23 protein-coding genes and 1 tRNA gene are annotated in these 26,062 nt (G+C 70.1%); 10 read left to right on the top strand and 14 right to left on the bottom strand.

Going from position 1 to position 26,062, the window contains the following annotated elements; genetic code table 11:
- The first annotated feature begins 72 nt into the window (after positions 1-72).
- Positions 73-1,572, top strand: a complete 1,500-nt coding sequence (locus AC4D2O_RS03710) for a sodium:solute symporter family protein (protein WP_490905258.1) — start codon at positions 73-75, stop codon at positions 1,570-1,572.
- A 113-nt stretch (positions 1,573-1,685) separates the two neighbouring features.
- On the opposite strand, the gene AC4D2O_RS03705 is transcribed toward AC4D2O_RS03710, so the two are convergent.
- Both AC4D2O_RS03705 and AC4D2O_RS03700 read right to left on the bottom strand, forming a co-directional pair.
- Positions 1,686-3,170: an AI-2E family transporter gene (locus AC4D2O_RS03705; RefSeq protein WP_490905257.1), complete on the bottom strand. Its 1,485-nt coding sequence runs from the start codon at positions 3,168-3,170 to the stop codon at positions 1,686-1,688.
- On the bottom strand, positions 3,167-4,897 hold the full coding sequence (locus AC4D2O_RS03700) for a long-chain-fatty-acid--CoA ligase (protein ID WP_490905256.1): 1,731 nt from the start codon (positions 4,895-4,897) through the stop codon (positions 3,167-3,169). The genes AC4D2O_RS03705 and AC4D2O_RS03700 overlap by 4 nt, the downstream gene beginning before the upstream one ends.
- Positions 4,898-5,169: 272 nt before the next feature.
- Here AC4D2O_RS03700 and AC4D2O_RS03695 point away from each other — a divergent pair, with 272 nt between their 5' ends.
- The 3 genes from AC4D2O_RS03695 to AC4D2O_RS03685 all read left to right on the top strand — a co-directional run bounded on the left by AC4D2O_RS03695 (position 5,170) and on the right by AC4D2O_RS03685 (position 8,443).
- Entirely contained in the window at positions 5,170-6,300 is a 1,131-nt protein-coding gene (locus AC4D2O_RS03695) for a VIT1/CCC1 transporter family protein (protein ID WP_490905255.1), read from the top strand.
- Between the two features lie 74 nt (positions 6,301-6,374).
- Positions 6,375-7,298: a S1C family serine protease gene (locus tag AC4D2O_RS03690; protein WP_490905254.1), complete on the top strand. Its 924-nt coding sequence runs from the start codon at positions 6,375-6,377 to the stop codon at positions 7,296-7,298.
- 152 nt (positions 7,299-7,450) lie between these two features.
- Positions 7,451-8,443 (top strand): IS481 family transposase, encoded by a 993-nt coding sequence (locus tag AC4D2O_RS03685; protein ID WP_490905253.1) that lies wholly within the window; start codon positions 7,451-7,453, stop codon positions 8,441-8,443.
- Here AC4D2O_RS03685 and AC4D2O_RS03680 read toward each other — a convergent pair.
- The 6 genes from AC4D2O_RS03680 to pcrA all read right to left on the bottom strand — a co-directional run bounded on the left by AC4D2O_RS03680 (position 8,440) and on the right by pcrA (position 16,553).
- Complete coding sequence (locus AC4D2O_RS03680) at positions 8,440-8,907, bottom strand: SRPBCC family protein (RefSeq protein ID WP_490905252.1); 468 nt, start codon at positions 8,905-8,907, stop codon at positions 8,440-8,442. The genes AC4D2O_RS03685 and AC4D2O_RS03680 overlap by 4 nt on opposite strands.
- 76 nt (positions 8,908-8,983) lie before the next feature.
- Positions 8,984-10,039, bottom strand: coding sequence for a zinc-dependent alcohol dehydrogenase family protein (locus tag AC4D2O_RS03675; protein WP_490905251.1), 1,056 nt, complete (start codon positions 10,037-10,039; stop codon positions 8,984-8,986).
- A 74-nt stretch (positions 10,040-10,113) separates the two neighbouring features.
- Positions 10,114-11,535 (bottom strand): sugar porter family MFS transporter, encoded by a 1,422-nt coding sequence (locus AC4D2O_RS03670; RefSeq protein ID WP_490905250.1) that lies wholly within the window; start codon positions 11,533-11,535, stop codon positions 10,114-10,116.
- Between the two features lie 238 nt (positions 11,536-11,773).
- Positions 11,774-12,676, bottom strand: coding sequence for a succinate--CoA ligase subunit alpha (sucD, locus tag AC4D2O_RS03665; protein ID WP_490905249.1), 903 nt, complete (start codon positions 12,674-12,676; stop codon positions 11,774-11,776).
- Positions 12,677-12,686: 10 nt separating this feature from the next.
- Positions 12,687-13,853 carry an ADP-forming succinate--CoA ligase subunit beta gene (sucC, locus tag AC4D2O_RS03660; protein WP_490905248.1) on the bottom strand — a complete coding sequence of 389 codons (1,167 nt, stop codon included), beginning with the start codon at positions 13,851-13,853 and terminating at the stop codon, positions 12,687-12,689.
- A gap of 234 nt (positions 13,854-14,087) precedes the next feature.
- Complete coding sequence (pcrA, locus tag AC4D2O_RS03655) at positions 14,088-16,553, bottom strand: DNA helicase PcrA (RefSeq protein ID WP_490905247.1); 2,466 nt, start codon at positions 16,551-16,553, stop codon at positions 14,088-14,090.
- Positions 16,554-16,631: 78 nt separating this feature from the next.
- Here pcrA and AC4D2O_RS03650 point away from each other — a divergent pair, with 78 nt between their 5' ends.
- The 3 genes from AC4D2O_RS03650 to AC4D2O_RS03640 all read left to right on the top strand — a co-directional run bounded on the left by AC4D2O_RS03650 (position 16,632) and on the right by AC4D2O_RS03640 (position 17,899).
- Positions 16,632-17,270 carry a hypothetical protein gene (locus AC4D2O_RS03650; protein WP_490905246.1) on the top strand — a complete coding sequence of 213 codons (639 nt, stop codon included), beginning with the start codon at positions 16,632-16,634 and terminating at the stop codon, positions 17,268-17,270.
- Positions 17,271-17,301: 31 nt separating this feature from the next.
- Positions 17,302-17,375 (top strand) — tRNA-Arg (locus tag AC4D2O_RS03645).
- A gap of 77 nt (positions 17,376-17,452) precedes the next feature.
- Complete coding sequence (locus tag AC4D2O_RS03640) at positions 17,453-17,899, top strand: NUDIX hydrolase (protein ID WP_490905245.1); 447 nt, start codon at positions 17,453-17,455, stop codon at positions 17,897-17,899.
- Between the two features lie 3 nt (positions 17,900-17,902).
- Here AC4D2O_RS03640 and AC4D2O_RS03635 read toward each other — a convergent pair whose 3' ends face one another.
- Complete coding sequence (locus AC4D2O_RS03635; protein ID WP_490905244.1) at positions 17,903-19,810, bottom strand: ABC transporter ATP-binding protein; 1,908 nt, start codon at positions 19,808-19,810, stop codon at positions 17,903-17,905.
- 220 nt (positions 19,811-20,030) lie between these two features.
- Between AC4D2O_RS03635 and AC4D2O_RS03630 the strand changes: the two genes are divergently transcribed.
- The 3 genes from AC4D2O_RS03630 to AC4D2O_RS03620 are packed head-to-tail and all read left to right on the top strand — an operon-like array spanning position 20,031 to position 22,300.
- Positions 20,031-20,846: an amino acid ABC transporter substrate-binding protein gene (locus AC4D2O_RS03630; protein WP_490905243.1), complete on the top strand. Its 816-nt coding sequence runs from the start codon at positions 20,031-20,033 to the stop codon at positions 20,844-20,846.
- 43 nt (positions 20,847-20,889) lie between these two features.
- Positions 20,890-21,549 carry an amino acid ABC transporter permease gene (locus AC4D2O_RS03625; RefSeq protein WP_490905242.1) on the top strand — a complete coding sequence of 220 codons (660 nt, stop codon included), beginning with the start codon at positions 20,890-20,892 and terminating at the stop codon, positions 21,547-21,549.
- Positions 21,536-22,300, top strand: a complete 765-nt coding sequence (locus tag AC4D2O_RS03620) for an amino acid ABC transporter ATP-binding protein (protein WP_490905241.1) — start codon at positions 21,536-21,538, stop codon at positions 22,298-22,300. Before AC4D2O_RS03625 ends, AC4D2O_RS03620 begins: the two co-directional genes overlap by 14 nt.
- A gap of 4 nt (positions 22,301-22,304) precedes the next feature.
- Here the strand turns inward: AC4D2O_RS03620 and fdhD are convergent, their stop codons facing one another.
- The 5 genes from fdhD to AC4D2O_RS03595 form a co-directional block, all read right to left on the bottom strand.
- Complete coding sequence (fdhD, locus tag AC4D2O_RS03615; RefSeq protein WP_490905240.1) at positions 22,305-23,132, bottom strand: formate dehydrogenase accessory sulfurtransferase FdhD; 828 nt, start codon at positions 23,130-23,132, stop codon at positions 22,305-22,307.
- A 107-nt stretch (positions 23,133-23,239) separates the two neighbouring features.
- Positions 23,240-24,508 (bottom strand): molybdopterin molybdotransferase MoeA, encoded by a 1,269-nt coding sequence (locus AC4D2O_RS03610; protein ID WP_490905239.1) that lies wholly within the window; start codon positions 24,506-24,508, stop codon positions 23,240-23,242.
- Positions 24,505-24,789 (bottom strand): DUF6457 domain-containing protein, encoded by a 285-nt coding sequence (locus AC4D2O_RS03605; RefSeq protein WP_490905238.1) that lies wholly within the window; start codon positions 24,787-24,789, stop codon positions 24,505-24,507. Before AC4D2O_RS03605 ends, AC4D2O_RS03610 begins: the two co-directional genes overlap by 4 nt.
- A 17-nt stretch (positions 24,790-24,806) precedes the next feature.
- Positions 24,807-25,427, bottom strand: a complete 621-nt coding sequence (mobA, locus tag AC4D2O_RS03600; RefSeq protein ID WP_490905237.1) for a molybdenum cofactor guanylyltransferase — start codon at positions 25,425-25,427, stop codon at positions 24,807-24,809.
- Positions 25,424-25,921, bottom strand: coding sequence for an HNH endonuclease (locus tag AC4D2O_RS03595; protein ID WP_490905236.1), 498 nt, complete (start codon positions 25,919-25,921; stop codon positions 25,424-25,426). Before AC4D2O_RS03595 ends, mobA begins: the two co-directional genes overlap by 4 nt.
- Positions 25,922-26,062 lie beyond the last annotated feature (141 nt).

The raw sequence follows: 26,062 nt of genomic DNA, 5'->3' as shown, positions 1-26,062 counted from the left end.
CGAGTAGCTTACTAGGCAACATTAGTTGCTCATAGGGCATCGACGCGTGAATCTCGACCGGAAGGCTCGTCCATGCAAGCACTCAATATAGCCATTGTGGTGGCCTATCTCGTCGCCATGCTGGGCTTCGGCTGGTGGGGCAAGTCCCGCACGCGCAACGCCAGCGACTACCTCGTGGCGGGCCGGCGTCTCGGCCCGCTGCTCTACACGGGCACCATGGCCGCCGTCGTCCTCGGCGGGGCGTCCACGGTGGGCGGTGTGGGCCTCGGGTACCAGTACGGCATCTCCGGCATGTGGCTGGTGGTGGCCATCGGCACCGGCGTGCTGCTGCTCAGCCTCCTGTTCGCCCCCACCATCCAGCGGCTCAAGATCTACACCGTCTCGCAGATGCTCACCCTGCGCTACGGGCACCGCGCCACGCGCGTGTCGGGCATCGTGATGCTCGCGTACACGCTCATGCTCTGCGCCACATCCACGGGCGCCTACGCCACCATCTTCGTGGTGCTCTTCGGCTGGGACCGCGCCCTCTCCATCGCCGTCGGCGGCGCGATCGTCCTCGTCTACTCGACCATCGGCGGCATGTGGTCGATCACGCTCGCCGACATGGCCCAGTTCGTCATCAAGACCATCGGCGTCTTCGCCCTCATGCTGCCCTTCTCCCTCGCTGCGGCGGGCGGCTTCTCCGGCATCGCCGAACGCGCCGGGGAAGAGTTCTTCAGCATCACCGGCATCGGCGCGCAGAGCATCATCACCTACTTCGTGGTCTACACGCTGGGACTCCTCATCGGCCAGGACATCTGGCAGCGCGTCTTCACGTCCCGGACCCCGGAGATCGCCCGCTGGGGCGGGTCCGCCGCCGGCATCTACTGCATCCTCTACGGGGTCGCGGGTGCCGTCATCGGCATGAGCGCCAGCGTCATCCTGCCGGACATCGAGTCGAGGGACGACGTCTATGCGGACATCGCCCTGAACGTCCTGCCGATCGGTATCGGCGGGCTCGTCCTCGCCGCGGCCGTCGCGGCCATGATGTCCACTGCGTCCGGTGCGCTGATCGCGGCCGCCACGGTGGCGAGGACCGACGTCGTGCCGTTCGTGGCCGGCTGGTTCGGCAGGGGTGGCACGGGCGGCACCGAGCGTGCGACGTCGGAGCACGACGTCGCCTCCAGCCGCTGGTGGGTCCTCGGCCTGGGGCTCGTGACGATCGCCCTCGCCGTGATCGTGCAGGACGTCGTGGCGGCCCTCACCATCGCCTACGACATCCTCGTGGGCGGACTCCTCGTGGCGATCCTCGGCGGCCTCGTCTGGCGTCGCGGCAACGGTGTGGGCGCCGGCGCGTCGATGGCGGCGGGCACCCTCGTGACGCTCGGCGTCATGACGTACCTGGAGGTCACCGCCGAGGCCCGGTACGACGGCATCTATGCCAACGAGCCGATCTACTTCGGACTGGGCGCATCGCTCTTCGTGTACACGGTCGTGTCCGTCCTGACGCGGCCGACGGACCCGGAGGTCATGGCCGCCTGGGACCGGCGGGTCGCCGGCGAGGTGCCCGAGGACGTCCCCGCCGTCCGCTGACCATGTTCCGTCCGGACCGGAGAACGAACGAGGAAGGCCTCCCGGTCATCGCCGGGAGGCCTTCCTCGTCTACAGTCCGCTGCGCGCTCCCGCTCGCCGCGGGAAGCCGCCGGTCAGCCCTTCGGGGCGGACGAGCTTCCCCCGCGCCCACGGCGTCCGCGCAGGCCCGTGTCGCTCCCCTCGACCGGTTCCGCGGCAGCAGCGCCGCCGGTTGCGCCGTCGGGGGTCCCGGTGGCGTCGGCTGATCCTGCGGTCGGGGTGCTGCTCGGAGAACCGCCCGATGAGCCCGCGTGCGCGGACGGATCGCCGGACATGCGGCCGGTGGGGTTGTCGTCGTCGTCGTCGTGCCCTTCGATCCTGCGCTCCTGCGTCCCGGGCCTCTCGTGTGCCTCGTGGACGGCGATCCCCGCCTCCGCCTTCTTCTGGGCGTGCTCCTCCTTCGGTGTGGAGCTGAGACCGTGGCCCGTCTCGTCGAGGGCGGTCAGCTTCTCGGCCTCCGCGACCTCGTCATCGGTGATCTCCCCGTCCTTCTCCTTGTTCCAGGCCTTGATGGCGGCCCAGCTGACCGCGGCCACGGGCACCGAGAGGATGGCGCCGATGATCCCGGCGAGGATGGTGCCGGCCGTGAGGGCGACCAGGATGACGAGGGCATGCACCTGCAGCGTGCGGCCCATGACCACGGGCTGCAGGAAATTGCCCTCCAGCTGGTTGACCACGATGACCGCGACGATGACCATGAGGGCCACGAACGGCCCGTTGGCGACGAGGGCGATCAGCGCCGCGAGGACGCCCGCGAGGGTCGCGCCGACGAGCGGGATGAACGCGCCGACGAACACGATCACTGCCAGCGGCAGGGCGAGTGGGACGCCGAGGAAGAACAGCGCGAGACCGATGAAGACGGAGTCGACGAGCGCGACGATCGCCGTGCCGCGGACGTATCCGCCGAGCACGGCCATGCTGCTGTAGCCCACACGGCGGGCCTTGACCAGACGGCGACCCTTGAACGCGCGGAGCATGAAGGCCCAGATCTTCTCGCCGTCCTTGAGGAAGAAGAACAGGATCACCACCATGAGCAGGGCCCCGGCGAAGAAGTTGCCGGCCGCACTCAGACCGGAGATCGCTCCCGCTCCCACGGTGCTCGAGGTCGCGAAATCGACGGCCCAGTCACGTGCCTGCTGGATCTGCGCGTCGTCGACGGGAATGGGTCCGTTCTGCACGAAGGCATAGAGCTTGTCGAAGCCCTCCACGGCGCTCGAGGCCAGCTCGTCGGCCTGACCGACGACGGCGAACACGATGCCCGTGATCAGTGCGCCGAACAGGACCAGGAGCAGCAGGAACGAGACGGCGGTCGCCGCCGACGCCCCCCAGCCCTTCCGTCGGAGCCAGTTGACGAACGGCCCGATGGCAGCGGCGAGGATGAGCGCCAGCAGCATCGGGATGACGACGAGCCTGACCTGGATCAACGCGTACACGGCCACCACGCCGAGGACCAGGAGCAGCAGGACCTGCGCAGCCCTGATGCTGGCATTCCCGAGGCTGTCCCGCCAGGGCCCCTTCGGTCCCGGTATTCCCGCCCGTGTCTCTGCGGATTGTGTCATCGAGTGTCTCTTTCTCCTTCGGCGCGATGGCCATCGTCGAGCAGTTGTGTGCGTACCTCGCGGCGGAGCACCTTGCCGATCAGGGATCGAGGCAGGTCCTCGGCCCGGGAGATGGTGCGCGGGACCTTATAGGCCGCGAGCGCGCCGCGGCAGTGGGCGCGGAGGGCCTCCGGGTCGAAGTCCGCCCCGGTCGCCGGAACCACGACGGCGGCGACGTCCTCGCCGCCACCACTGCGCGGGAGTCCGACGACGGCGGCATCGGCGACATCCGGATGGGCCCGCAGGGTGTCCTCGACCTCGGACGGCGCGACATTGAAGCCTCCCGTGATGATGAGTTCCTTGATGCGGTCCACGATCGTGATGAAGCCGTCCTCGTCCATCGTGACGATGTCTCCCGTCCGGAACCAGCCGCCGTCGAGCAGGGCGGCGTGGGTCTCGTCAGGTTTGCGCCAGTAACCCTGGAACACCTGCGGACCGCGAATCAGCAGCTCGCCCGTCTCCCCAGGCGTGCGGTCGGTGCCGGGCTCCTCCGGATCGACGATGCGCACGTCCGTCCCGGGGAAGGGCACGCCGACGGTCCCGGGGCGCCGGGTGGGCCCGATGGGGTTGCCGGCGGCGACGGGCGAGGTCTCGGTGAGGCCGTAACCCTCGATGAGGTAGCCGCCGGTGGCGGCTTCCCACGTCTCCACGGTGGATTGCGGCAGGTTCATGGCCCCGGAGATGGCGAAGCGGATACTGCGCAGGTCCGCACCCCGGGCGGCTGCCCCTGCCGCCAGCCGCTCGTAGATCGGCGGCACGGCAGGCAGGAAGGTAGGTGGGCTCTTCCTCGCGGCATCGAGGACCAGGTCGACGTCGAACCTGGGGAACAGCACGAGCTTCGCGCCGATGCTCATGGCGAAGGTCAGGCAGAGCGTCAGGCCGTAGGCGTGGAACATGGGCAGGACGGCGTAGACCGTCTCCCGCCCGGCCTCGAGGCCGGGCACCCAGGCCCGGCCCTGCGCCGCGTTGGCGAGCAGGTTCCGGTGCGTGAGGATCGCGCCCTTGGGCACGCCGGTGGTGCCGCTCGTGTACTGGAGCACCGCGGTGTCCTCCGCGGTCGGGCGCGGATGCTTCGCCGACAGCGGCCGGTGACGCAGCAGGTCCCGCCACCGCACGAGCGTCCGCGGCCCGGTGAGCTTCTCCGTCGTGGTGAGCGCGTCCCTGGCCTCACGGGCGCGGCGCACGGGCAGTGCCAGGGCGAGGCGGCGCGAGGCGGGCATCGCGCTGACGAGGTCCACCGATACCACGGTGGTGACGGCGATGTCGGCGGGCAGCTGCTGGATGCGGGGCACCACGCGGTCCCAGGCGATCGCCACCGTGGCCCCGTGGTCCTCGAACTGGTGCCGCAGCTCGCGGTCGGTGTACAGGGGGTTGTGCTCGACGACGATCGCCCCGAGCCGCAGGACGGCATAGAACGCGACGATGTGCTGCGGGCAGTTCGGCAGCACGAGGGCCACGCGGTCACCGGGGCCCACCCCGAGGGAGGACAGGCCCGCGGCGGCCCGGGCGACGGCCTTCCCCAGATCCCCGTACGTGGTCGGGGCGCCGAAGAATTCGAGGGCCGGTGCCGTCCGGTGCTCCCGCACCGATGCGTCGAGCAGGTCCGGGAGGGTGCCGTCGGGTACGTCGAACACACGCGGCACGTCCGGTGCATAGCTTGCGACCCACGGTCGGGCTGCCAAATCCATAAGCCTGCTTTCTGTTATCCGTTCGAGGATATCGCGGGTGGCCGGGCCACGGTACCCGCACGCCGTCCATCCTCGCCCGCCCCGGCCGGGACACATGGTCGGGTAGACTGGTGGGTCGAAGGGGAGTAGCTCCACGTCGTCAGGACGTGCGGCCTGTCGACATACTGGCACCGATGGTGCCCGGCAATCCACCGGTCAACCCGGCGAGCGAGACCTTCGGCCGAACCGACGCACCTGAGTCCACCGGCCGGAGCTTCCCGCTTCGGTGCCGGATGCGCAGGCGCACGACACCCACCGGAGTACCCGTGACACCCCCCGAACAGTCCCCCTCCCGCGACGACATCCGCCGGTGGCGCCAGTACCTCGCCGACGAGCGCGCGGAGGCCGCCACCTACCGGGACCTCGCCCGCCGCCGGACCGGTGAGGAGCGGGAGATCCTCCTCGGCCTCGCCGAAGCCGAACGCCGCCACGAGGCGCACTGGCTCGCCCTTCTCGGCGATCACGTCGGACGGCCCCAGCGGCCTTCTTTCCGCAACCGGCTCCTCGGCCTGCTCGCGCGCCGCTTCGGGTCCGTCTTCATCCTGGCGCTCGCGCAGCGCGCCGAAGGGCGCTCGCCCTACGGGACGGACCCCTCCGCCACGAGCGCCATGGTGGCCGACGAGCAGATCCACGAGGAGGTGGTGCGCGGCCTCGCCACCCGCGGCCGCAACCGGCTCTCCGGCAACTTCAGGGCCGCCGTCTTCGGAGCGAACGACGGCCTCGTCAGCAACCTCGCGCTCGTCATGGGTATCGGTGCCACGGGTGTCTCCACCTCGTTCATCCTGTTCAGTGGCCTGGCCGGGCTGCTTGCGGGCGCCCTGTCGATGGGCGCCGGCGAGTACGTCTCGGTCCGCTCGCAGCGCGAGCTGCTCTCGGCGACGCGCCCCACGCAGATCACCCTCACCGCGGCCAAGGAGCTGGACATCGACTCCAACGAACTGGTGCTCGTCTACCGGGCGCGCGGCATGACGCCGGCGGCGGCGGAGCACCGGGCGGCGGAGCGGCTCGGCCTGTACAGCTGCGACTGCGACCCGAGCTTCTCCCTGCAGCCCGAGCAGGAGGAGGAGGTCGACCAGCACGAGGCGGTCGGGACCGGCCTCGGCGCCGCCGCCTCCAGCTTCTGCTTCTTCGCGTCGGGCGCCATCATCCCGGTGCTGCCGTACATCCTCGGCCTCGGCGGCCTGACCGCCGTCGTTGCGGCCTGCGTGCTCGTGGGGCTGGCCCTGATGGCCACCGGCGCGGTGGTCGCCCTGCTCTCCGGCGCGTCGCCGCTGCGCCTGGCGCTGCGGCAGCTCGCCATCGGGCTCGGTGCCGCCGGCGTGACCTACCTGCTCGGCCTGCTCTTCGGCACCTCGGTGGCCTGACCGGGCAGCCTCCGCGTGCGCCCTGCGCGAACGTGCCTCCCCCCGGCCACCCGTGCGGTGCTGCAATGGTCCCTATGGACGAGCAGGAGGCTCTCGACGCGTACTCGGCGGCGGTCGTACGGATCGCCGAGTCCACCCTGCCGTCGGTCGCGGCGGTGTCGGTGCGTACCGCGCGCGGGACCGGGGCGGGCAGCGCCTCCGTCATCTCGACCAGCGGGCACCTGCTGACGAGCGCCCACGTGGTCGCCGGCGCACAGCGCACCGAGGTCGCGTTCGGTGATGGGTCCGTCCTCTGGGCGCGCGTGGCGGGCAGGGACCCGCTGTCGGACCTCGCCGTCCTCGAGGCCGACGGCAGCACGCCGCCGCCGGTGCCGTGGGGGGACGCCGCGAAGCTCCGCGTCGGGCAGCTCGTGGTCGCGCTCGGCAACCCGCTGGGCATGGCAGGCAGCGTCACCGCCGGGATCGTGTCCGCGCTCGGCCGGTCGCTGCCCACGCTCTCCGGGCGCGTGGTGGACGAGGTCATCCAGACCGACGCGAGCCTGAACCCTGGCAGCAGCGGAGGCGTGCTCGCCGACAGTGCGGGACGCATGGTCGGCGTGAACACCGCCGTCGCCGGGATCGGGCTCGGCCTCGCCGTGCCGATCAATGCGACCACCCGGGAGATCATCGACGCGCTCATCACCCGTGGCCGCGTCCGGCGCGCGTGGCTGGGAGTGGTCGGAGCCCAGATCACCCTCGGCCCCGAACTCGCGGCCCGCGTGGGATCGCGCACCGGCATGCAGGTGGCCTCCGTCGTCGCGGGCAGCCCTGCCGCAGGCGCCGGGGCCCGCGCCGGCGACATCGTCATCTCCCTGGACCATCTCCCCGTCCGCAGCGCGACGGGGATCCAGCGGCTGATGGTCGAGACGGCTATCGGACGGCGCATGGAGATGACGGTCTGGCGCAATGGAGCCCTGGTGGACATCGTCGTCCAGCCCGAGGAACTGCGCGTGCCCTGAGGTGCGGAGGCCGGCCCTCCGCCGCGCCCTCTAGGTGTACTGCCCAGGGACGTTGGTTGAGGTGTGAGGACGCGTTGTAGGTTCTGGACGCGGGGAGGACCTCCGATCGAGAGTGGAGCTGTCTAGGTTCCGGTTCCGATCAGGAGGTCCTCGTGTCTCACGCTAATGCTGCTCTGACCCCGATTCAACGGCTACGGATCGGGAAGCTCATCATCGACGAGGGGTGGCCGGTCGCGCACGCTGCCGTGTTCTTCCACGTGTCGTGGCCGACCGCGAAACGGTGGGCCGAGAGGTACGCGGCGATGGGCCGCGATGGGATGGTCGACCGGTCCTCGCGACCGCACCACAGCCCCACGAGAACCCCGCCCGCCCTGGTCCGGAAGGTCGTGCGCCTGCGGTGGAGGAAACGCCTCGGTCCAGTCGGGATCGGGGCCCGCCTGGACATGCCGGCCTCCACTGTCCACGCCGTCCTGGCCCGGTGCCGGCTGAACCGGTTGCACCACGTCGATGTCCGCACCGGCGAACCGGTCCGCCGGTACGAACACGAGAAACCCGGGGACCTGATCCACGTCGATGTGAAGAAACTCGGCAACATCCCTGATGGTGGGGGCTGGCGGTATGTCGGCAAGCAGCAGGGCGACCGGAACCGGGCCGGCACCCCGAACAAGGCCCGCAGCCCACACCACGAACCGCTGATGGGGACCGCGTTCGTGCACACCGTCATCGATGATCACTCACGTGTCGCATACGCCGAGATCCACGCCGACGAAACCGCAGCCACCGCTATCGGAGTCCTCCAGCGGGCCGTGTCCTGGTTCGCGGCCCGCGGCATCACCGTCCAAAGGGTCCTGTCCGACAACGGCTCAGCCTACAAATCAAACCTCTGGCGCGACACCTGCATCAGCCTGGGCATCAAGGCCAAGAAGACCAGGCCGTACCGACCGCAGACCAACGGGAAGATCGAGCGCTTCCACCGCACCCTCGCCGACGGGTGGGCCTTCAGCCGCCACTACACCAGCGAATCAGCCCGCCGCGCAGCTCTGCCCGGATGGCTCCACGAATACAATCACCACAGCCCCCACACGGCCATCGGAGGCAAACCACCCATCACCCGGCTAACCAACCTCCCTGGGCAGTACAGCTAGGCGGCGTCGCGCTGCTGCAGGACGTGGTCCTCGAGCTTGCCGAGCGTCGCCTCGATGCTCGCGGGGTGCCTGCGGGTGAACCCGGTCAGTCGGAAGACGAATCTCCACGGCACGGCACGGCCGTCCCATTCCTCCCGCACCAGGGTCGCGTCGCCGCGGGGTTCGAGCGTGTAGCGCCAGACGTGGGCCGAGAAGTGCCGCCAGGCGATGCGGCGGCCCTCCTCGAACTCGACCACCCGGTTCAGGATCCTGTAGGGCGCGCCCATCTTCATGTCCATACCGAACCTCGCTCCCAGGGACAGGCGCGCCGGGCCGTCGGGCTGCTCGCCGCGCACGGTCCCGGACCCGTCGATCACGCTGTGGAGGGCCGGGGTCGCGAGGACCTCGAAGATCCGTCCGGCGGGCGCATGGATGATCCGTTCGCGCGCGATGAGATAGGGGTCCGTGCCGGGCGTCGTCGTCATGTCCCCATTCTGCCCGGTCGTCGGACGCAGGTCCGACGGCCGGACCCCTCCGTGCGGAAGGGCCCGGCTCCGCCGGTCAGGGCTTGAGCAGCACCTTGATGGCGCGACGCTCGTCCATGGCCCGGTACGCCTCGGCGGCGTCCTCGAGGGGCATCTCGACGTCGAACACGCGTCCGGGGTTGATCGTCCCGTCGAGGACGTCCTTCAGCAGTTCGGGGATGTAGGTGTGGGCGGGGGCCATGCCGCCGCCCACCGTGATGTTCTTCGCGAACAGGACGCCGATGGGCAGTTCCGGTCCGCCTGCCGGCACACCCACGAAGCCGAGGTGGCCGCCGGGCCGCGTGCTGCGCAGCGCCTGGTCCATGGACTCCTTGGTGCCCACGCACTCGAGCACCGAGTCGGCGAGCACTCCACCGAGCAGCTCGCGCACCTTCGCCACGCCCTCGTCGCCGCGCTCGGCCACGATGTCGGTCGCCCCGAACTCGCGGGCGAGGGCCTGGCGGTCCTCGTGGCGGGACATCGCGATGATGCGCGCAGCACCGAGACGCTTGGCCGCGAGGACGCCGCAGAGACCCACGGCCCCGTCACCGACCACGACGACGGTGCTGCCCGGGCCCACGTTCGCGGACACGGCGGCGTGATGTCCGGTGGACATGACGTCGGAGAGGGTCAGGAGGCTGGCCGTCAGGGCGGCGTCGGGCTCGGAGACACCCTCGACCTTGCGCAGCGTGCCGTCGGCCTGCGGGACGCGCACGGCTTCGCCCTGACCGCCCTGCAGGAAGTCGCCGTGCTCGTCGGTGCTGCCCCAGCCGGCGAGATGGTCGCACGCGACCGTCACGCCGTTGAGGCACTGCGGGCACTTCCCGCAGCTGTCCACGAACGGCGCGATCACGAAGTCGCCGACCGCGAGGTCCGCCACGTCGTCGCCGACGGACTCCACCACGCCGACGAACTCGTGCCCGATCGCCTTGGGTTCCTTGGTGGGCCGGACCCCCCGGTAGGGCCAGAGGTCCGAGCCGCAGACACACGTGGCGGTGACCCGGACGACGGCGTCGGTGGGACGGATGATGGTCGGGTAGTCACGGTCCTCGACGCGGATATCGCCCGGTCCGTGGATGATGGTGGCGCGCATGTGATCTCCTGGAAGTTGCCTGACGCAAGTAATGGTTCCCCTGCCGCCACTGTACAAGCAGCGCGAAGGCGGCCCTACCGTCGGGGTGTCCCCGTGGCGGACTTGAACTCGTGCTCCAGTTCCTCGAGACTCCTCCCCCGGGTCTCGGGGATGTAGCGGCGGGCGAAGACGATCGCCGCGACCCCGAGGACCACGAACACGAAGAACGTGCTCGAGATGCCGATCGCGTCCATGAGGATCGGGAAGCTGAGGCTCACGGCGAAGTTGACCATCCACAGGACGAACACGGCGGCGCCCATGCCGAGGCCGCGCAGGCGCATGGGGAAGATCTCCGACAGCATCAGCCAGGTCACGGGCGAGATGGCGCCCTGCTGGAAGGCGAGGAACGTCACCGTCAGTGACAGGACGAGGAAGCCCCGGACCGTGCCTTCGGGGACCAGCAGCGAGACGACCCCGATGGCGAGCAGCGCGGACGTCGTCCCCATCTGACCCACCAGCAGCATGGGACGGCGCCCCACCCTGCCCAGCAGCCAGATCCCCACGAAGGTGGCACCCACCGAGATGACCCCGTTCGCGATGTTCGCCGTCAGCGCGGCCTGCGTCCCGAAGCCCGCGACGACGAGGATCTGCGTGCCGTAGTACATGATCGAGTTCACGCCGGTGATCTGCTGGATGACCGCGAGGCCGAGGCCCACCACGACGATCCGGCGGAGCCACGGCACGCGCAGGTCGCGGAAGCCCACGTCCTCGCGTTCGCGGTCCTCGATGGCCGTCGACCTGACTTCTTCGTACTCCTGCCGTGCCACGGCCGGCGGACGGAGCCGCTGCAGCACGCGGAGGGCGGAGCCGAAGGCTCCCTGGCCGGCCAGCCAGCGGGGACTCTCCGGCACGAAGTGCATCCCGATCCACAGGCCGATGGCCGGGAGGGTCGCCAGGACGAGCATCCAGCGCCAGATGCCGTGGCTGTCACCGAACACGTTCCCGAGGAAGGCGCTGGTACTGAAGGCGAGCAGCTGTCCGGTCACGATCATCAGTTCGTTGCGCGTCACCACCTGTCCGCGCCGCCCGGCGGGCGACAGCTCCGCCAGGAAGATCGGCACCATCACGGACGCGCCGCCCACGGCGAGTCCGAGGACGAGCCGCGACACCACCATGACTGTGACATCCGGGGCGAGGGCCGTGCCGAGGGTCCCGATCAGGAAGACGATCGCGAGCACGATGATCATCTTCTTCCGCCCGTAGGCGTCGGCGAGCCGCCCACCGGCGAGGGCCCCGAACGCCGCACCGAACACCAGCGAGCTCGCCACGAGTCCTTCCGTGAAGGCCGTGAGCCGGAGGTCGTCCACCATGAACGGCAGGGCCCCGTTGATCACCCCGGTGTCGAAGCCGAAGAGCAGGCCGCCCAGGGTTGCCACCCAGGTGACGCGCCGCAGGTACCTGCTCTGCGTCGCGCCGTCGGCGGCTGCCGCCGTGCCGTGCCTGGTCGTACTGCTCATGGTCCGCTCATCTCCCGCTGCTGCTCCTCCGACTCCGCCGTTCCGCGTCAGCGTTCCGCGTCACCGGTCCGCTTCGGGCGGCGCACTCCTCACGCTACGTCGCCCCGCAAGGACTCTCGCGGGGTGCCGATGGGTCGACGCGGGTTGACACGGCCGGACCGCCCGCGCCTGCAGGGTCCCGGGAAACGGAACAGCCTCCCCCGCGCGAGCGGAGGAGGCTGTTGCCGAGGAACCAGGATCAGAGCGTGGCGTAGACCTCGCGGAGCAGCGTCGCGGTCTCGGACGGCGTCTTGCCGACCTTGACGCCCGCGGCCTCGAGGGCTTCCTTCTTGGCCTGCGCGGTCCCCGCGGACCCGGAGACGATGGCGCCGGCGTGGCCCATGGTCTTCCCCTCGGGGGCCGTGAAGCCTGCCACGTAGCCGACGACCGGCTTGGTGACGTTCGCCTTGATGAACTCGGCGGCACGCTCTTCGGCGTCTCCGCCGATCTCGCCGATCATCACGATGGCCTTGGTCTCGGGGTCGGCTTCGAACGCCGCGAGGGCGTCGATGTGCGTGGTGCCGATGACCGGGTCGCCGCCGATGCCGATCGCGGTGGAGAAGCCGAGGTCGCGGAGCTCGTACATCATCTGGTAGGTCAGGGTGCCGGACTTGGACACGAGGCCCACGCCGCCCTTGCCGGTGATGTTCGCCGGCGTGATGCCGACGAGCGCCTCACCGGGCGTGATGATGCCGGGGCAGTTCGGGCCGATGATGCGCGTGATCTGCTTCCCGTCGGCATCGACCTTCGACTGGGCGAGTGCCCAGAAGGCGGCCGAGTCCTGTACGGGCACGCCTTCGGTGATGACGACGACGAGGCCGAGGCCGGCCTCGATGGCCTCCACGACGGCGTCCTTGGTGAAGGCCGGCGGGACGAAGACGATCGACACGTCGGCGCCGGTCTCCTTGACGGCTTCCTCGACGGTGCCGTACACGGGCAGCGTGACGTCGCCGTGGGTGACGGTGGTGCCGGCCTTGCGGGCGTTGACGCCGCCGACCACCTGGGTGCCGGCCTTCAGCATGAGGGCTGTGTGCTTGGTGCCCTCACCGCCCGTGATGCCCTGGACGATGACCTTGGAGTCCTTGGTGAGGTAGATAGACATAGGGGTTCTCTTACTTTCCGTAGGCCAGAGCGGCGGCCTTGTCGGCGCCTTCGTCCATGGTGTCGGCGAGGGTGACCAGCGGGTGGTTCGCCTCGGCGAGGATGCGGCGGCCCTCTTCGACGTTGTTGCCGTCGAGGCGCACCACGAGGGGCTTGTTGGCCTCGTCACCGAGGATCTCGAGTGCCTTGACGATCCCGTTGGCGACGGCGTCGCAGGCGGTGATGCCGCCGAAGACGTTCACGAAGACGCTCTTGACCTGGCTGTCGCCGAGGATGACGTCGAGGCCGGCGGCCATGACCTCGGCGGACGCTCCGCCGCCGATGTCGAGGAAGTTGGCGGGCAGCACGCCGCCGTGGGCCTCGCCGGCGTAGGCGACGACGTCGAGGGTGGACATGACCAGACCGGCGCCGTTGCCGATGATGCCTACCTGGCCGTCGAGCTTGACGTAGTTGAGGTCGTGCTCCTTGGCCTTGGCCTCGAGCGGATCGGCGGCGTCCTTGTCCTCGAGCGCGGCGTGGCCGGCGTGGCGGAACCCGGCGTTCTCGTCGATGGTGACCTTGCCGTCGAGGGCGAGGATGTCGCCGCTGCCGGTCTTCACGAGCGGGTTGACCTCCACGAGCGTGGCGTCCTCCTTCACGAAGACGTCCCAGAGCTTGAGGATGGTGTTGATGACGCCGCTCCGGAGTTCGGGGGCGAAGCCTGCGGTGTCGACGATCTCCTCGGCCTTCGCCTGGTCGATCCCGGTGCCGGGGTCGACGGCGATGCGCGCGAGCGCTTCGGGGCGTTCGACGGCGAGCTGTTCGATCTCCACGCCGCCCTCCACCGAGCACATGGCCAGGTAGTTGCGGTTGGAGCGGTCGAGCAGGACGGAGAAGTAGTACTCCTCGGCGATGTCCGCGCCCTGCGCGATCATGACCGTGTGGACGGTGTGTCCCTTGATGTCCATCCCGAGGATGTCCGAGGCGTAGGCGAAGGCCTCGTCGGGGGTCTTGGCCACCTTGACGCCGCCGGCCTTGCCGCGGCCGCCGACCTTGACCTGAGCCTTGACGACGACGACGCCGCCGATCTTCTCGGCCGCTGCTTTAGCTTCTTCCGGGGTGTGCGCCACGATACCGGCGAGCACGGGAACTCCGTGTGCCTCGAAAAGATCGCGCGCCTGGTATTCGAACAGGTCCACTGAGTTGAAGTCCTTCTACGTCGAAGCAGGTGTACAAGAGGGAACTGTAGCCTCTCGGGCCCGAGGCCCTCCCCAGAGTACCGGTTTAGTGAGTAAGGCCACAGTTCTATCCTTTGTAGAAAACGGTCTGCCGTTCGTTGGGGTTTTTCACCCGGGTCCCGTCACCGTCCCGCGTCCGGCGACGAAGCCCCTGCCGGTCGCGAGGTTGCCGCGGATCATGCCGTCCGGAAGGGCTCAGGCCACCTTGGTGAGCGGCGCGTAGCGCAGCAGCAGCCGCTTCTCCCCGACGTCGAACCGGACCTTGGCGACCGTCTTGTCGCCGGCGCCCTCGACGGACAGCACCGTGCCGTTCCCGAAACTCGCGTGATTGACCTTGTCCCCGGCCGTGACAGAGACGACCTCCTTCTGGGGCTGCACACGCCCCACCGCCTTCGACGGCGAGGTGGTACCGCCGTCGAACCCGCCGCCGCTCGCACCCCAGTAGGAGCCGCTGAACCGCGGACCACTGATACTGCCGCCCGTGGTCCACGCGGGCTTCGCGGCGCCCTCGCGCTTCCACTGGATGAGCTCCTCCGGGATCTCGCTGACGAACTGGCTCTCGGGGTTGTACTGGCTCTGCCCCCACATGCTGCGCACCTCGGAACGGGTGACGTAGAGGCGCTGCCGCGCGCGCGTGAGCCCCACGTAGGCCAGCCGCCGTTCCTCGGCGAGCTCCTTGGGGTCGGTGGCGGAGCGCTGGTGGGGGAAGATGCCCTGCTCCATGCCCGTCAGGAACACCACGGGGAACTCGAGGCCCTTGGCGGTATGGAGGGTCATGAGCGTGACGACGCCCTGGCGCCGCGCCTCCTCGACCGCGCGCTGCACATCGGCGGCGGAACCCTCGGGGGCGTCGGGGATCTGGTCGGCGTCGGCCACGAGGGACACCTGCTCCAGGAAGTCCCCCAGCGTGCCCTCGGGGTTGTCACGCTCGAACTCACGGACGACAGCGACGAGCTCCGCGAGGTTCTCCACGCGGGACTCGTCCTGCGGATCGTTGCTGGTCCGCAGCTGCTCGAGGTACCCGGTCTGCTCCAGCACCGCCTCGACGGCGGCGGACGCGCCGGAGCCGCTGGCCACCTCCGCGAGGTCGTCGATCAGCTTGACGAACCCCGCCACGGAGTTGACCGAGCGCGTGGCCATGCCAGGTGCCTGGTCCGCCCGGCGCAGGGCCTCCATGAAGCTGACCCGCTCGCGCTCGCTCAGGGCCGCGATGGCGTATTCGGCGCGGTCCCCGATGCCGCGCTTGGGCTCGTTGAGGATGCGGCGGAGATTGACGACGTCGTCCTGGTTCACGAGGACCCGCAGGTACGCCAGGGCGTCCTTGATCTCCTTGCGCTCGTAGAACCGCGTGCCGCCGACCACCTTGTAGGGCAGGCCGACGCGCAGCAGGATCTCCTCGATGGACCGTGACTGCGCGTTGGTGCGGTAGAAGATGGCGACGTCGCCGGGACGGATGCCGTCCTCGTCCTGCAGCCGGTCGATCTCCTCCGCGATGAAGCGGGCCTCCTCGTGCTCGTTCTCGCCGACGTACCCGATGATCTTCTCGCCGCTGCCCTCGGCGGTCCACAGCCGCTTCTCAGGCCGGTTCGGGTTGCGGGAGATCACGGCGTTGGCGGCGCTGAGGATGTTCTGGGTCGAGCGGTAGTTCTGCTCGAGCAGGATGGTGCGGGCGCTCGGGTAGTCGTTCTCGAACTCGACGATGTTCCGGACGTCGGCGCCGCGGAAGGCATAGATGGACTGGTCCGAATCGCCGACGACCGTGAGCTCGACCGGGTCGTCCGAGGATTCGCCCGGGACGCCCACGATCTCCCGGACCAGGGCGTACTGGGCGTGGTTGGTGTCCTGGTACTCGTCGACGAGGACGTGCCGGAAGCGGCGCCGGTAGTAGTCGGCCACACCGGGGAAGGCACGGAACATGAACACCGTCTGCGCGATCAGGTCGTCGAAGTCCATCGCGTTGGCCTGGCGCATGCGCTGCGCGTAGCCCGAGTAGACCTCGGCGACGGCCTGCTCGAAGGGATCGGAGGGGTCCGCGTCGGAGGCGAAGGCCTCCTCGTCGATCAGCTCGTTCTTGAGCGCGGAGATCTTGTGCTGCATGGCCTTCGGGGCGAACTTCTTGGGGTCGAGGTCCAGTCCCTTGGCCACGAGCGTGATCAGGCGCAGCGTGTCGGCGGAGTCGTAGATGGAGAAGTTGGAGTTGAGGCCAACGGAGGCGGCCTCCCGGCGCAGGATCCGTACGCAGGAGGAGTGGAACGTCGAGATCCACATGCGCTTGGCGACGTCGCCGATCAGACCCTCGATGCGCTCGCGCATCTCGGCGGCGGCCTTGTTGGTGAACGTGATGGCGAGGATCTGCCCCGGGTGGGAGCGGCCGGTGGCGAGCAGGTACGCGATGCGATGGCTCAGGACGCGGGTCTTGCCGGAGCCGGCTCCCGCGACGATCAGCAGCGGCGACCCGCCGTGCTTCACGGCCTCCTCCTGCTGGGGGTTCAGCCCCACCAGGAGTTCCTGCGCGCGGTGCTCGTCGACGCCGACACGCGACGGCACGTGCTCGGTGGCGGGGTCCGCGGGCTCCGCCGTCCCCGCCATCGCCGCCTCGCGTGCTCGCTTCTTCTCGGCGGGCGTGGGCGGGGAGACGTAGGGATCGAAGAGCATGTCCATGGTCCATCAAGTCTAGGCCGTGCCCCCGACACTCGCCCTTCCGGGGATGGGTGGGGCACTCTCGCCCATACTGGAGGGGTGGGAAAGACAAGGGCTCAGATAGCACGCAAGCACGCGACGGGCGCGACACCGGCTCCCTCCCCCCTGACTGCCGCGCCCGCGCGGAACAGGCAGGGCAACGGGACGCTCGTGATCGTCCCCGCCGCCATCGCGTCCCTGCTCCTCTTCTGGTACTTCCACCTGCTCACCCTCGGCCAGATGACGCAGCTGTCGGGCGGCCTCACCATGCCGGACATGATGATCGGCGGGTACGACACCGCGTACGTGCAGCGCCTGCACGGGGAGATGGACGACGACGCCCGCGGCCAGCTGAGCTACCTCCACCGCACGGCGGGCACGCTCTTCCCCCTGATCTTCGCGTTCGCCTGGCTCCTGCTGATCCAGCTCAACGCAGGCCGCCGCTGGCTGCGCTGGCTCCTGTGGAGCCCGGTGATCCTGTTCGTCGTCGTCGACCTGTGGGAGAACATCGCGATCGACACCGCGCTGGCGCAGGCGGCGGCCGATCCGGGCGCCGTGATGCTCGCATCGACGCTGACGGCGCTGCGGTGGGTGCTGCTCGCCCTGAGCCTGGTGGCGGGCGCGACGGCCGTCTTCCTGCCCTCACGTCTGCGGGGTACGGACGGGGCAGGGAAACCGCGCGGCGAGCGGGTAAGCTAGGACCGCCGGATCGGTGCACTGCACCATCCCGGCCTCTGTAGCTCAGTAGGATAGAGCGTCCCTCTCCTAAAGGGAAGGTCGTCGGTTCGATTCCGGCCAGGGGCACAGGCAGCCGACGAGGGGGAGGATCGGGCGGAACCGCCCATCCTCCCCCTCGTCGCGTGCACGGTAGGTTGGACGTCATGGGGAATGACGGAGGGACGTCGCCGAGGCCGATGGCCGACGCTCCGGTCATCACGGTCACCGCCCTGTGCCTGCTGGACGACCGCGGCCGCCTGCTCCTGGTACGCAAACGCGGGACGACGCTCTTCATGCAGCCCGGCGGCAAACCGGAGCAGGGCGAGACTCCGGCGGAGACCGGTGTACGGGAGCTGGCCGAGGAACTGGGCCTGGCTGTCCGGCCCGGCGACCTCACGCTCCTGGACACCTGGCGGGGACCGGCGGCCAACGAGGCGGACACGCTCCTCGTCGCCACCGTCTTCCTGTGCCCCCTGACGGCCGAGCCGCTCCCCGCTGCGGAGATTGAGGAGATCGACTGGCTCGACCTCGGGGACGCGACCGAACGCCGGGACCTCGCCCCGCTGCTGACCCACTTCGTGGTCCCCGCACTGCTGTCGCTGCGCGGCTGAGCCCTAGACGCCGCTGAGCGCCTCGGGCTCCTCGTCCACCGCCACGTTCTTCTGCACGGCGAACTGGGTGCGGTGCAGTTCCTCGTAGCGGCCGCCGAACGCCAGCAACTCGTCGTGCGAGCCGCGTTCCACGATCTGGCCGTCCTCGACCACGAGGATCATGTCGGCGCTGCGGATGGTGGACAGGCGGTGGGCGATCACCATGGCGGTGCGTCCCGCGAGCGCCTCGCTGAGTGCGGCCTGCACGGCCGCCTCCGACGTCGAGTCGAGCGCCGCCGTCGCCTCGTCCAGGATGACCACGCGCGGGTGGGCGAGCAGCAGCCGCGCGATGGTCATGCGCTGGCGCTCACCGCCGGAGAGCCGGTAGCCGCGCTCGCCGACCATCGTGTCGAGCTGGTCGGGCAGCGACCGGACGAGCGGTTCCAGCCGCGCCCGCCGGACGGCGTCCCACACCTCGTCCTCGGTGGCCTCCGGACGCGCGAGCCGGAGGTTGGCGAGGATCGTCTCGTGGAACAGGTGGCCGTCCTGCGTCACCATGCCGAGCGTCTCCCGCATCGAGGCGAAGGTCACGTCCCGCACGTCGGTCCCCGACAGCCGCACCGCACCGCTGTCGACGTCGTACAGGCGCGCCAGGAGCTGCGCGATGGTCGACTTCCCGGCACCCGAGGTGCCCACGAGGGCGACCGTCTGCCCGGCCTCGATCCGGAAGGACACCCCGTGCAGCACCTCCTCGCCGCCGCGCGTGTCCAGCGTGGAGACCTCCTCGAGGGACGCGAGCGAGACCTTGTCCGCGGACGGGTAGGCGAAGCGGACGTCGTCGAACTCCACCGTGACCGGGCCCGCGGGGACGGTGCCGGCGTCGGGCTTCTCCTGGATGAGGGGCTGCAGGTCGAGCACCTCGAAGACGCGCTCGAAGCTGACGATGGCGCTCATGATCTCCACGCGCGCATTCGCGAGGCTCGTCAGGGGCGCGTAGAGCCGCGTGAGCAGGAGGGCGAGGGTGACCACCTCACCCGTGTCGAGCTGGCCCTGGAGGGCGAGGAAGCCGCCCAGCCCGTAGACCAGGGCCAGGGCCAGCGCGGAGACGAGCATGAGGGCCGTGAAGAACACGAACTGCAGCATCGCGGTCCGCACACCGATGTCCCGGACGCGCGCGGCGCGGACGCGGAACTCCTCGGACTCCTCGTCCGGCCGGCCGAAGAGCTTCACCAGGGTGGCTCCGGGGGCGGAGAAACGCTCGGTCATCTGCGTGCTCATGGCCGAGTTGTGGTCCGCCGCCTCGCGGCGCAGGGCGGCCAGGCGGCTGCCCATGCGGCGGGCGGGCACGAGGAAGACGGGCAGCATGACGACGGCGAGCACCGTGACCAGCCAGGACGTGCTCAGCATCACCGCGAGCGTGAGGATCAGGGCCACGAGGTTGGTGACCACGCCTGAGAGCGTGCCGCTGAAGGCCTGCTGCGCGCCGATCACGTCGTTGTTGAGGCGGCTCACCAGGGCGCCCGTCCGGGTGCGGGTGAAGAAGGCGATGGGCATCTTCTGCACGTGGTTGAACACGGCGGTGCGGAGATCCAGGATCACGCCCTCGCCGATGCGCGCCGAGTACCAGCGCGTCACGAGGGACACCGCGGCGTCCGCGACCGCCACGAGCGCGATGACGACGGCGAGCCGGATGACCGTGCCCGTCTCGCCGTCGGCGACGATGACGTCGACCACCTGGCCGGCGAGCACCGGCGTCGCGACCGCGAGGAACGCACCGACCACGGACAGCAGGATGAACAGCACGAGCTTGGACCGGTAGGGCACGGCGAATGTGAGGATCCGGCGGACCGACTCCCGGGAGAACCCGTGCTTCGTGTCCTTCGCGGTCGAGATCCTGTACAGCGAGCTCCAGGCCGCGCCTTCCATGCTCATTGCGATTCCTTCCAGGGATGCCAGTCCCACCGTGGGGTTGCCGGTGTCTGGACCCGTGACGCAACACTTCGGAACAATAAGTGGATGCTCCGGTGTTCACGTCAGTAGTGTTCGACTCCGGTCCCGGCCGGGGCGGAGGTACGTAGGGTTCAAGCCGTTCCCGGCGTCTTCTATTTCCCCGCCAGCCGTGTCCGCCCCATGCAACCGAAGGAAGCCCCCCATGAAGTATCGCCTGTCCGTCCTCGGAACCGCCGCAGCCCTCACCCTCGCGCTCGCCGGCTGCTCGTCGTCCCCGGCGGGTGACGGCGGATCGTCGGAGTCGGCGGCGTCGTCGTCGCTGCAGGAGATCCAGGATTCCGGCGTCCTGACCGTCGGCACCGAGGGCACCTACCAGCCCTTCAGCTTCCACGAGGGCGGCAGCGGAGAGCTCACCGGGTACGACGTCGAGGTCATCACCGCCGTCGCGGAGAAGATGGGCGTCGAGGCCGAGTTCGAGGAGACGCAGTGGGACGCGATCTTCGCGGGCCTCGAGGCCGGCCGCTTCGACGTGATCGCCAACCAGGTCTCGATCACGGACCAGCGCAAGGAGACCTACGACTTCTCCGACCCGTACACCGTCAGCTCGGGCGTGATCGTCACGACGGCCGACAACACCGAGATCACCTCGTTCGAGGACCTCTCCGGCAAGACGACCGCGCAGTCCCTGACCAGCAACTGGTACGAGCTCGCCACGGAGAGCGGCGCGAACGTGGAGCCCGTCGAGGGCTGGGCGCAGTCCGTCACGCTCCTCGAGCAGGGCCGCGTGGACGCCACCATCAACGACGAGCTCACCTACCTCGACTACCAGAAGACCAACAACAACGAGGGCATCAAGATCGCGGCCACCACGGAGGAGTCGTCCCAGAGCGCCGTCGCGGTCCGCAAGGGCAGCACCGAGCTCGTGGACGCCATCAACACGGCCCTCGCCGAGCTGCGCGCCGACGGCACGCTCGCGGAGATCTCCGAGAAGTACTTCGGCTCCGACGTCAGCGAGTGATATCGGCGTGGAGGTATCCGACGGGCCGCGGAGGGTCTGACTGATGGACTGGGAACTGCTGCGCAGCTCGTTCTGGCCCATGCTCTCCGGGGGCCTGACGGGCACCATCCCGCTCTCGCTCGCCTCCTTCGCGATCGGCCTGGTGCTGGCTCTGGTCATCGCGCTCATGCGGATCAGCGGCAAGGCGGTGCTCTCCGGGATCGCCCGCTTCTACGTCTCGGTGATCCGCGGCACCCCCCTGCTGGTGCAGCTGTTCGTCATCTTCTACGGCCTGCCGTCCATCGGCCTGACCATCGATCCGTGGCCGAGCGCCATCATCGCGTTCTCGCTCAATGTCGCGGGCTACGCGGCGGAGATCCTGCGCGCCGCCATCCTCTCCGTGCCGAAGGGCCAGTGGGAGGCGGGCTACACCATCGGCATGTCCCGTGCGCTCGCCCTGCGCCGCGTCATCCTGCCGCAGGCCGCCCGCGTCTCGGTGCCGCCGCTCTCCAACACGTTCATCAGCCTCGTCAAGGACACGTCCCTGGCGTCGCTGATCCTCGTGACGGAGCTGTTCCGTGAGGCCCAGCAGATCGCCGCGTTCTCGCAGCAGTTCATGCTGCTCTACGTCGAGGCCGCCGCCATCTACTGGGTGTTCTGCCTCGTCCTGTCCAGCGGCCAGTCCGCACTCGAGAAGAGATTGGACCGCTATGTCGCCCACTGAGCCCCTCCTGACCGTCACCGGCCTGCAGAAGTCGTTCGGCGACACCCGGGTGCTGAAGTCCATCGACCTGCGCATCGGCAGCGGTCAGGTGGTCGCGCTCGTCGGCCCGTCCGGCTCCGGCAAGACCACCGTGCTGCGGTGCCTCAACGGCCTCGAGACGCCCGACGGCGGGACCGTGGCCTTCAGCGGTGGCCCGTCCGTGGAGTTCGGCGGCAAGGCCACCAGGAAGGAGGCGCTGGCGCTGCGGGACCGCAGCGCCATGGTCTTCCAGAACTACAACCTCTTCCCCCACATGACGGTCCTGGAGAACATCGTCGAGGGCCCCGTCCGGGTGCGGAAGCGGCCCCGCAAGGACGCCGTCGCGGACGCCGAGCGGCTCCTCGGGCGGGTGGGCCTCGCTGCGAAGCGGGACGACTATCCGTTCAACCTCTCCGGCGGCCAGCAGCAGCGTGTCGGGATCGTCCGTGCGCTGGCGCTGCAACCGGATCTGCTGCTGTTCGACGAGCCGACGTCGGCCCTCGACCCCGAGCTCGTCGGCGAGGTGCTCACCGTCATCAAGGAACTCGCCGAGGAGCAGTGGACCATGGTGATCGTGACGCACGAGCTGGCTTTCGCCCGCGAGGTCGCCGACGAGGTCGTCTTCATGGACGGCGGCGTCGTCGTGGAGCACGGCCACCCCGACCAGGTGCTGCGCAACCCGCGCGAGGAACGGACGCGCCGGTTCGTCCAGCGCCTGCTCAACCCGTTCTAGGCCCTCAGGCCACGATCCGGTCGGGGTGGGAGTAGCAGTTCAGCGTCGTGCCGCGGCTGAAGCCCACGAGCGTGAGTCCGGCGTCGTCGGCGAGGTCCGCCGCGAGCGACGAGGGCGCGCTGACGGCCGCCAGCACGGGGATGCCGGCGAGCTGCGCCTTCTGGACGAGTTCGAAGGACGCGCGGCCCGAGACCTGCAGGACGGTCCCGCGCAGCGGCAGCATCCCCTCGCGCAGCGCCCAGCCCACCACCTTGTCGACGGCGTTGTGCCGCCCCACGTCCTCCCGCAGGCACAGGAGCTCGCCCTCGGCGGCGAAGAGACCCGCGGCGTGGACGCCTCCCGTGCGGTCGAACAGCTTCTGGCTCTCGCGTAGCCGGTCTGGCAGGGACGCGAGGATCCCGAGGTCCACGGGCGCGGCGTCCTCGTGCAGGTCGAACCGCGAGGACTTCCGCACCGCGTCGATCGACGCGGTGCCGCAGATGCCGCACGAGCTCGAGGTGTACACGTGGCGTTCCATCGCGGTGTCCGGCAGCTCGACGCCGGGACGGAGCTGGGCCTCCACCACGTTGAAGGTCTGCTGGCCGTTGTCGTCGACGCCGGCGCAGTACCGCAGGCTCGGCAGCTGGCCGGGCTCCCAGACCACGCCCTCCGAGACGAGGAACCCGGCCACGAGGTCGAAGTCGTCGCCCGGGGTGCGCATGGTCACGGTGAAGGCGCTCCCGCCGAGACGGATCTCCAGCGGCTCCTCCCCCGCCAGCACGTCCTCGCGGCGCCCCGTCTGTGCCCCCACGCGGAACTTGGTGATGCGGCGTCGCTGGGTGACCCGGTTCATGCTGTGCTCCTTGCATCGGTCCGTGCCTCGGTCCTAGAACGAGGTTAGTCGACCTCGGGCGGTCGCCCGGCCCGCCGGTGTCCCCGCAGGGAGGTGGACAGGAAGCCTCAGGCCCCGGGGGCGGGCCAGGGCAGGGACAGTGCGGGGACGTCGTCGCCCGCCGCGCAGCCCTCGGGCGGGACCACCAGGACGCCGTCCGCGGCGGCGAGGCCGCGCAGCATGCCCGAGCGCTGGTGGGTGCTCGGCACCGCCCGCCCGGCTTCGACCTGGTAGGGCACGAGGCGGCTCCTGCCGGGCAGCGGCTCGAAGGCGTCGGCGCTCGCCACCGTCCGGGGCTCGTCGAGCGCGGAGCCGCGCAGTCCGGCGAGCAGCGGCGCGGCGACCGTGAGCATGGCCATCATGGCGGCGAGCGGATTGCCGGGGAGCCCCACGAGGAAACGTCCGTCGGGCAGGCGTGCCAGCAGGGTCGGGTGTCCGGGCCGCATGGCGATGCCGTCGATGATCAGCTCCGCCCCCAGTTCCGTGAGCGCGCGGCGGATGTGGTCCGCGGAGGAGCTGCCGGTGCCGCCGGTCGTGATCAGCACGTCGCCGGAGGCACGTGCCAGCGAGAACTCGTCGGTCGGTTCCGCGCTGATGGCCGCCACGACGTCGTCGAGGTCGTCCTTCGCGCGGCCGGCGACGTCGACATGGCCGCCCAGCATCGCCACGAACCCGGGCAGCTGGGGGCCGAAGGTGTCCCGCACCTGGCCGGGGTGCGGCAGGCCGTGGTCGATCACCTCGTCGCCCGTCATGAGCAGCGACACGCGCGGTGCCCTGAGGACTGCGAGCGTGTCGTGCCCGCACACCGCGGCCAGGGCGATCTGCGCGGGGTTCAGGACGACTCCGGCGGGGATGGCCTCGGAGCCCTCCTCGGCCTCCTCCCCTGCGGGCCGGACGTGCTCGTGGAGCGAGGGCTCGTCGGGTCGTGCCGACTCGTTCCGCTCGAGCGTGTCGCCGCGGACGGCGCCGTGCTCGGTCCGGAGGATGCCGTGCGCGTTCTGCGGGACCACTCCTCCGGTGAGGATGAACGTCGCCTCCCCGGGCGCGAGCGACACCTCGCCGGAATCGGCGTGCGGTGAGGGCCTGCCCCGCAGGTGCTCCTCCGGCTCCGCGTGGCTCACCAGCGTCCAGGGCGGCTCGCCGCTGACCGCCCAGCCGTCCATCGCCGACGACGCGTAGTGCGGGATGGCCTGCAGTGCGTGGACGGGTTCTGCGAGTGTCTGCCCGAGGGCGTCGGCCAGGGTGACGGTCTGGAACGGCAGGGGGCGGCCCGCGGTGTGCGCGAGCGTGCGGGCGGTCGCCCAGTCGACGCCGCGTCCTGCGGCTGCCCCGCTCATGCGGTGCCTCGCTCCGCTGCGGCCTGCGCGCAGAGGGCATCGGCCACCGCTGACGCGGACCGCATGGCCACCTGCTCCTCCGCCTGCCCGCTGCCGACGGCGAGACCGGCGGCGTAGCCGACGACGAACGTGGTGAGGGGCGCCGCCGGCCGTACGACGCCGTGGGCGGCCCGTCCGGCCAGCCCGAGGACGGCGTCGATGTCGACGTCCGTCCCTTCGATCTCGAAGGCGGCGAGCAGCTTCTCGGTCCACTCGTGCAGCAGTTTCTCGCGGTCGTCCATGGGCCCTCCGGGTGGTGTCAGGGGACGTCGACACCCAGCTCTCGTGCGTCCTGCCAGGTGTCGACGTCGTGCGTCGTGCCCGGCGGAACCGGGATGTATCTGGTGCTCACACTAGCAAGGAGGCTTCGCATCGAGAGGTTGTCGGCGGGTCCGCGGGCCAGCACGGCGTCGACGGCGGCGGAGAGGTCATCGGTGCGGTACAGCGCCGCCAGCGGCTGGTCGCGGCCGCCGTCGACCGCCACCAGGGAGGTGTCGCCGCCCTTCGCGGCCTCGGCGAGGAGGAGTGCGAGCAGCTCCCCGACCCGGGGCATGTCGCAGGCGACGACGGCGCACCACGGTGCCGTGGGCTGCGTCACGGCGCGGGAGGACGATGCGCGGACTCCGGCGACGACGGCGGCCGCCGGACCGGCGAAGGCGGGTTCCTCCCGGACGAACGACGCGGTGCCCGTCGCGGGGCGGCCGTCGTCGGGCACGGGCCCCACGACGGTCAGGTGCAGGGCCGAGGAGAGGGCGGCGCAGGTGCGCTCGAGCAGGGTCTCGCCGTCGAGCACCAGACCGGCCTTCGGGACGCCGCCCAGTCGCGAGGAACGTCCCCCGGCCAGGACGATGGCGTCGAACGGCGGCGCGCCCGGGGTCACGCGGCGTTCTCCGCGAGGAACTCGCTCCACTGCGGTGCCGGCTTCTCGAGTTCGCGGATCTGCCACTGCGGCCCGCGGGGCGGGAGCGGGACCACCCGGAGCTTCCAGCCGAGGCTGCTGAGTGTCTTGTCGCCCTTGGCGTTGTTGCACCTGAGGCAGCACGCCACGAGGTTCTCCCAGGTGTCGGCGCCGCCCTTGGAGCGCGGCTGCACGTGGTCGATGGTCGAGGCGGTCTTCCCGCAGTAGGCGCACAGGTGGTTGTCGCGGCGCAGGACCCCGCGTCGCGTGGCGGTCACGTCGTGCCGGTACGGGATCTTCACGTACCGGTTGAGGAGGATCACCGACGGTCGGCCCAGCACTTCCGTCGGTCCGACGACCGGATCGTCGTCCTCGGCGACGACGCTGGCCTTCCCCGTGAGCACAAGCACCAGTGCCCGGCGGAAGGTGACCACCGCCAGTGGTTCATACCCTGCATTCAGAACAAGAGTGCGCATGAACAAAGCCTCGATGCTGACCTGTTCCCGCAACCGGTTGCCATCCCGGGGTTCGGGAGACGTGCTTCGGATTGACACTGCAAGGGTAAGCAAAACACACGCAGGCGGCTAATCGTCGGGATTCCGCGGCGTCCGTGTGGC

Source organism: Arthrobacter sp. TJ-238, from assembly GCF_058269215.1.
The sequence above is the reverse complement of the archived record's forward strand: the minus strand, read 5'-3'. Positions and strand labels throughout refer to the sequence as shown.

Coding starts and splice junctions, on each gene's coding strand:
- AC4D2O_RS03625 (WP_490905242.1), top strand. CDS start 20,890: ATGGACTGGGAACTGCTGCGCAGCTCGTTCTGGCCCATGCTCTCCGGG.
- AC4D2O_RS03620 (WP_490905241.1), top strand. CDS start 21,536: ATGTCGCCCACTGAGCCCCTCCTGACCGTCACCGGCCTGCAGAAGTCG.
- AC4D2O_RS03675 (WP_490905251.1), bottom strand. CDS start 10,039: ATGCGCGCCACCATCATCCACGGACCGGGCGATATCCGCGTCGAGGAC.
- sucD (WP_490905249.1), bottom strand. CDS start 12,676: ATGTCTATCTACCTCACCAAGGACTCCAAGGTCATCGTCCAGGGCATC.
- AC4D2O_RS03670 (WP_490905250.1), bottom strand. CDS start 11,535: ATGAGCAGTACGACCAGGCACGGCACGGCGGCAGCCGCCGACGGCGCG.
- AC4D2O_RS03630 (WP_490905243.1), top strand. CDS start 20,031: ATGAAGTATCGCCTGTCCGTCCTCGGAACCGCCGCAGCCCTCACCCTC.
- fdhD (WP_490905240.1), bottom strand. CDS start 23,132: ATGAACCGGGTCACCCAGCGACGCCGCATCACCAAGTTCCGCGTGGGG.
- AC4D2O_RS03695 (WP_490905255.1), top strand. CDS start 5,170: ATGCGCAGGCGCACGACACCCACCGGAGTACCCGTGACACCCCCCGAA.
- AC4D2O_RS03705 (WP_490905257.1), bottom strand. CDS start 3,170: ATGACACAATCCGCAGAGACACGGGCGGGAATACCGGGACCGAAGGGG.
- AC4D2O_RS03605 (WP_490905238.1), bottom strand. CDS start 24,789: ATGGACGACCGCGAGAAACTGCTGCACGAGTGGACCGAGAAGCTGCTC.
- AC4D2O_RS03595 (WP_490905236.1), bottom strand. CDS start 25,921: ATGCGCACTCTTGTTCTGAATGCAGGGTATGAACCACTGGCGGTGGTC.
- AC4D2O_RS03690 (WP_490905254.1), top strand. CDS start 6,375: ATGGACGAGCAGGAGGCTCTCGACGCGTACTCGGCGGCGGTCGTACGG.
- AC4D2O_RS03700 (WP_490905256.1), bottom strand. CDS start 4,897: ATGGATTTGGCAGCCCGACCGTGGGTCGCAAGCTATGCACCGGACGTG.
- AC4D2O_RS03635 (WP_490905244.1), bottom strand. CDS start 19,810: ATGAGCATGGAAGGCGCGGCCTGGAGCTCGCTGTACAGGATCTCGACC.
- AC4D2O_RS03680 (WP_490905252.1), bottom strand. CDS start 8,907: ATGACGACGACGCCCGGCACGGACCCCTATCTCATCGCGCGCGAACGG.
- pcrA (WP_490905247.1), bottom strand. CDS start 16,553: ATGGACATGCTCTTCGATCCCTACGTCTCCCCGCCCACGCCCGCCGAG.
- AC4D2O_RS03640 (WP_490905245.1), top strand. CDS start 17,453: ATGGGGAATGACGGAGGGACGTCGCCGAGGCCGATGGCCGACGCTCCG.
- AC4D2O_RS03610 (WP_490905239.1), bottom strand. CDS start 24,508: ATGAGCGGGGCAGCCGCAGGACGCGGCGTCGACTGGGCGACCGCCCGC.
- AC4D2O_RS03710 (WP_490905258.1), top strand. CDS start 73: ATGCAAGCACTCAATATAGCCATTGTGGTGGCCTATCTCGTCGCCATG.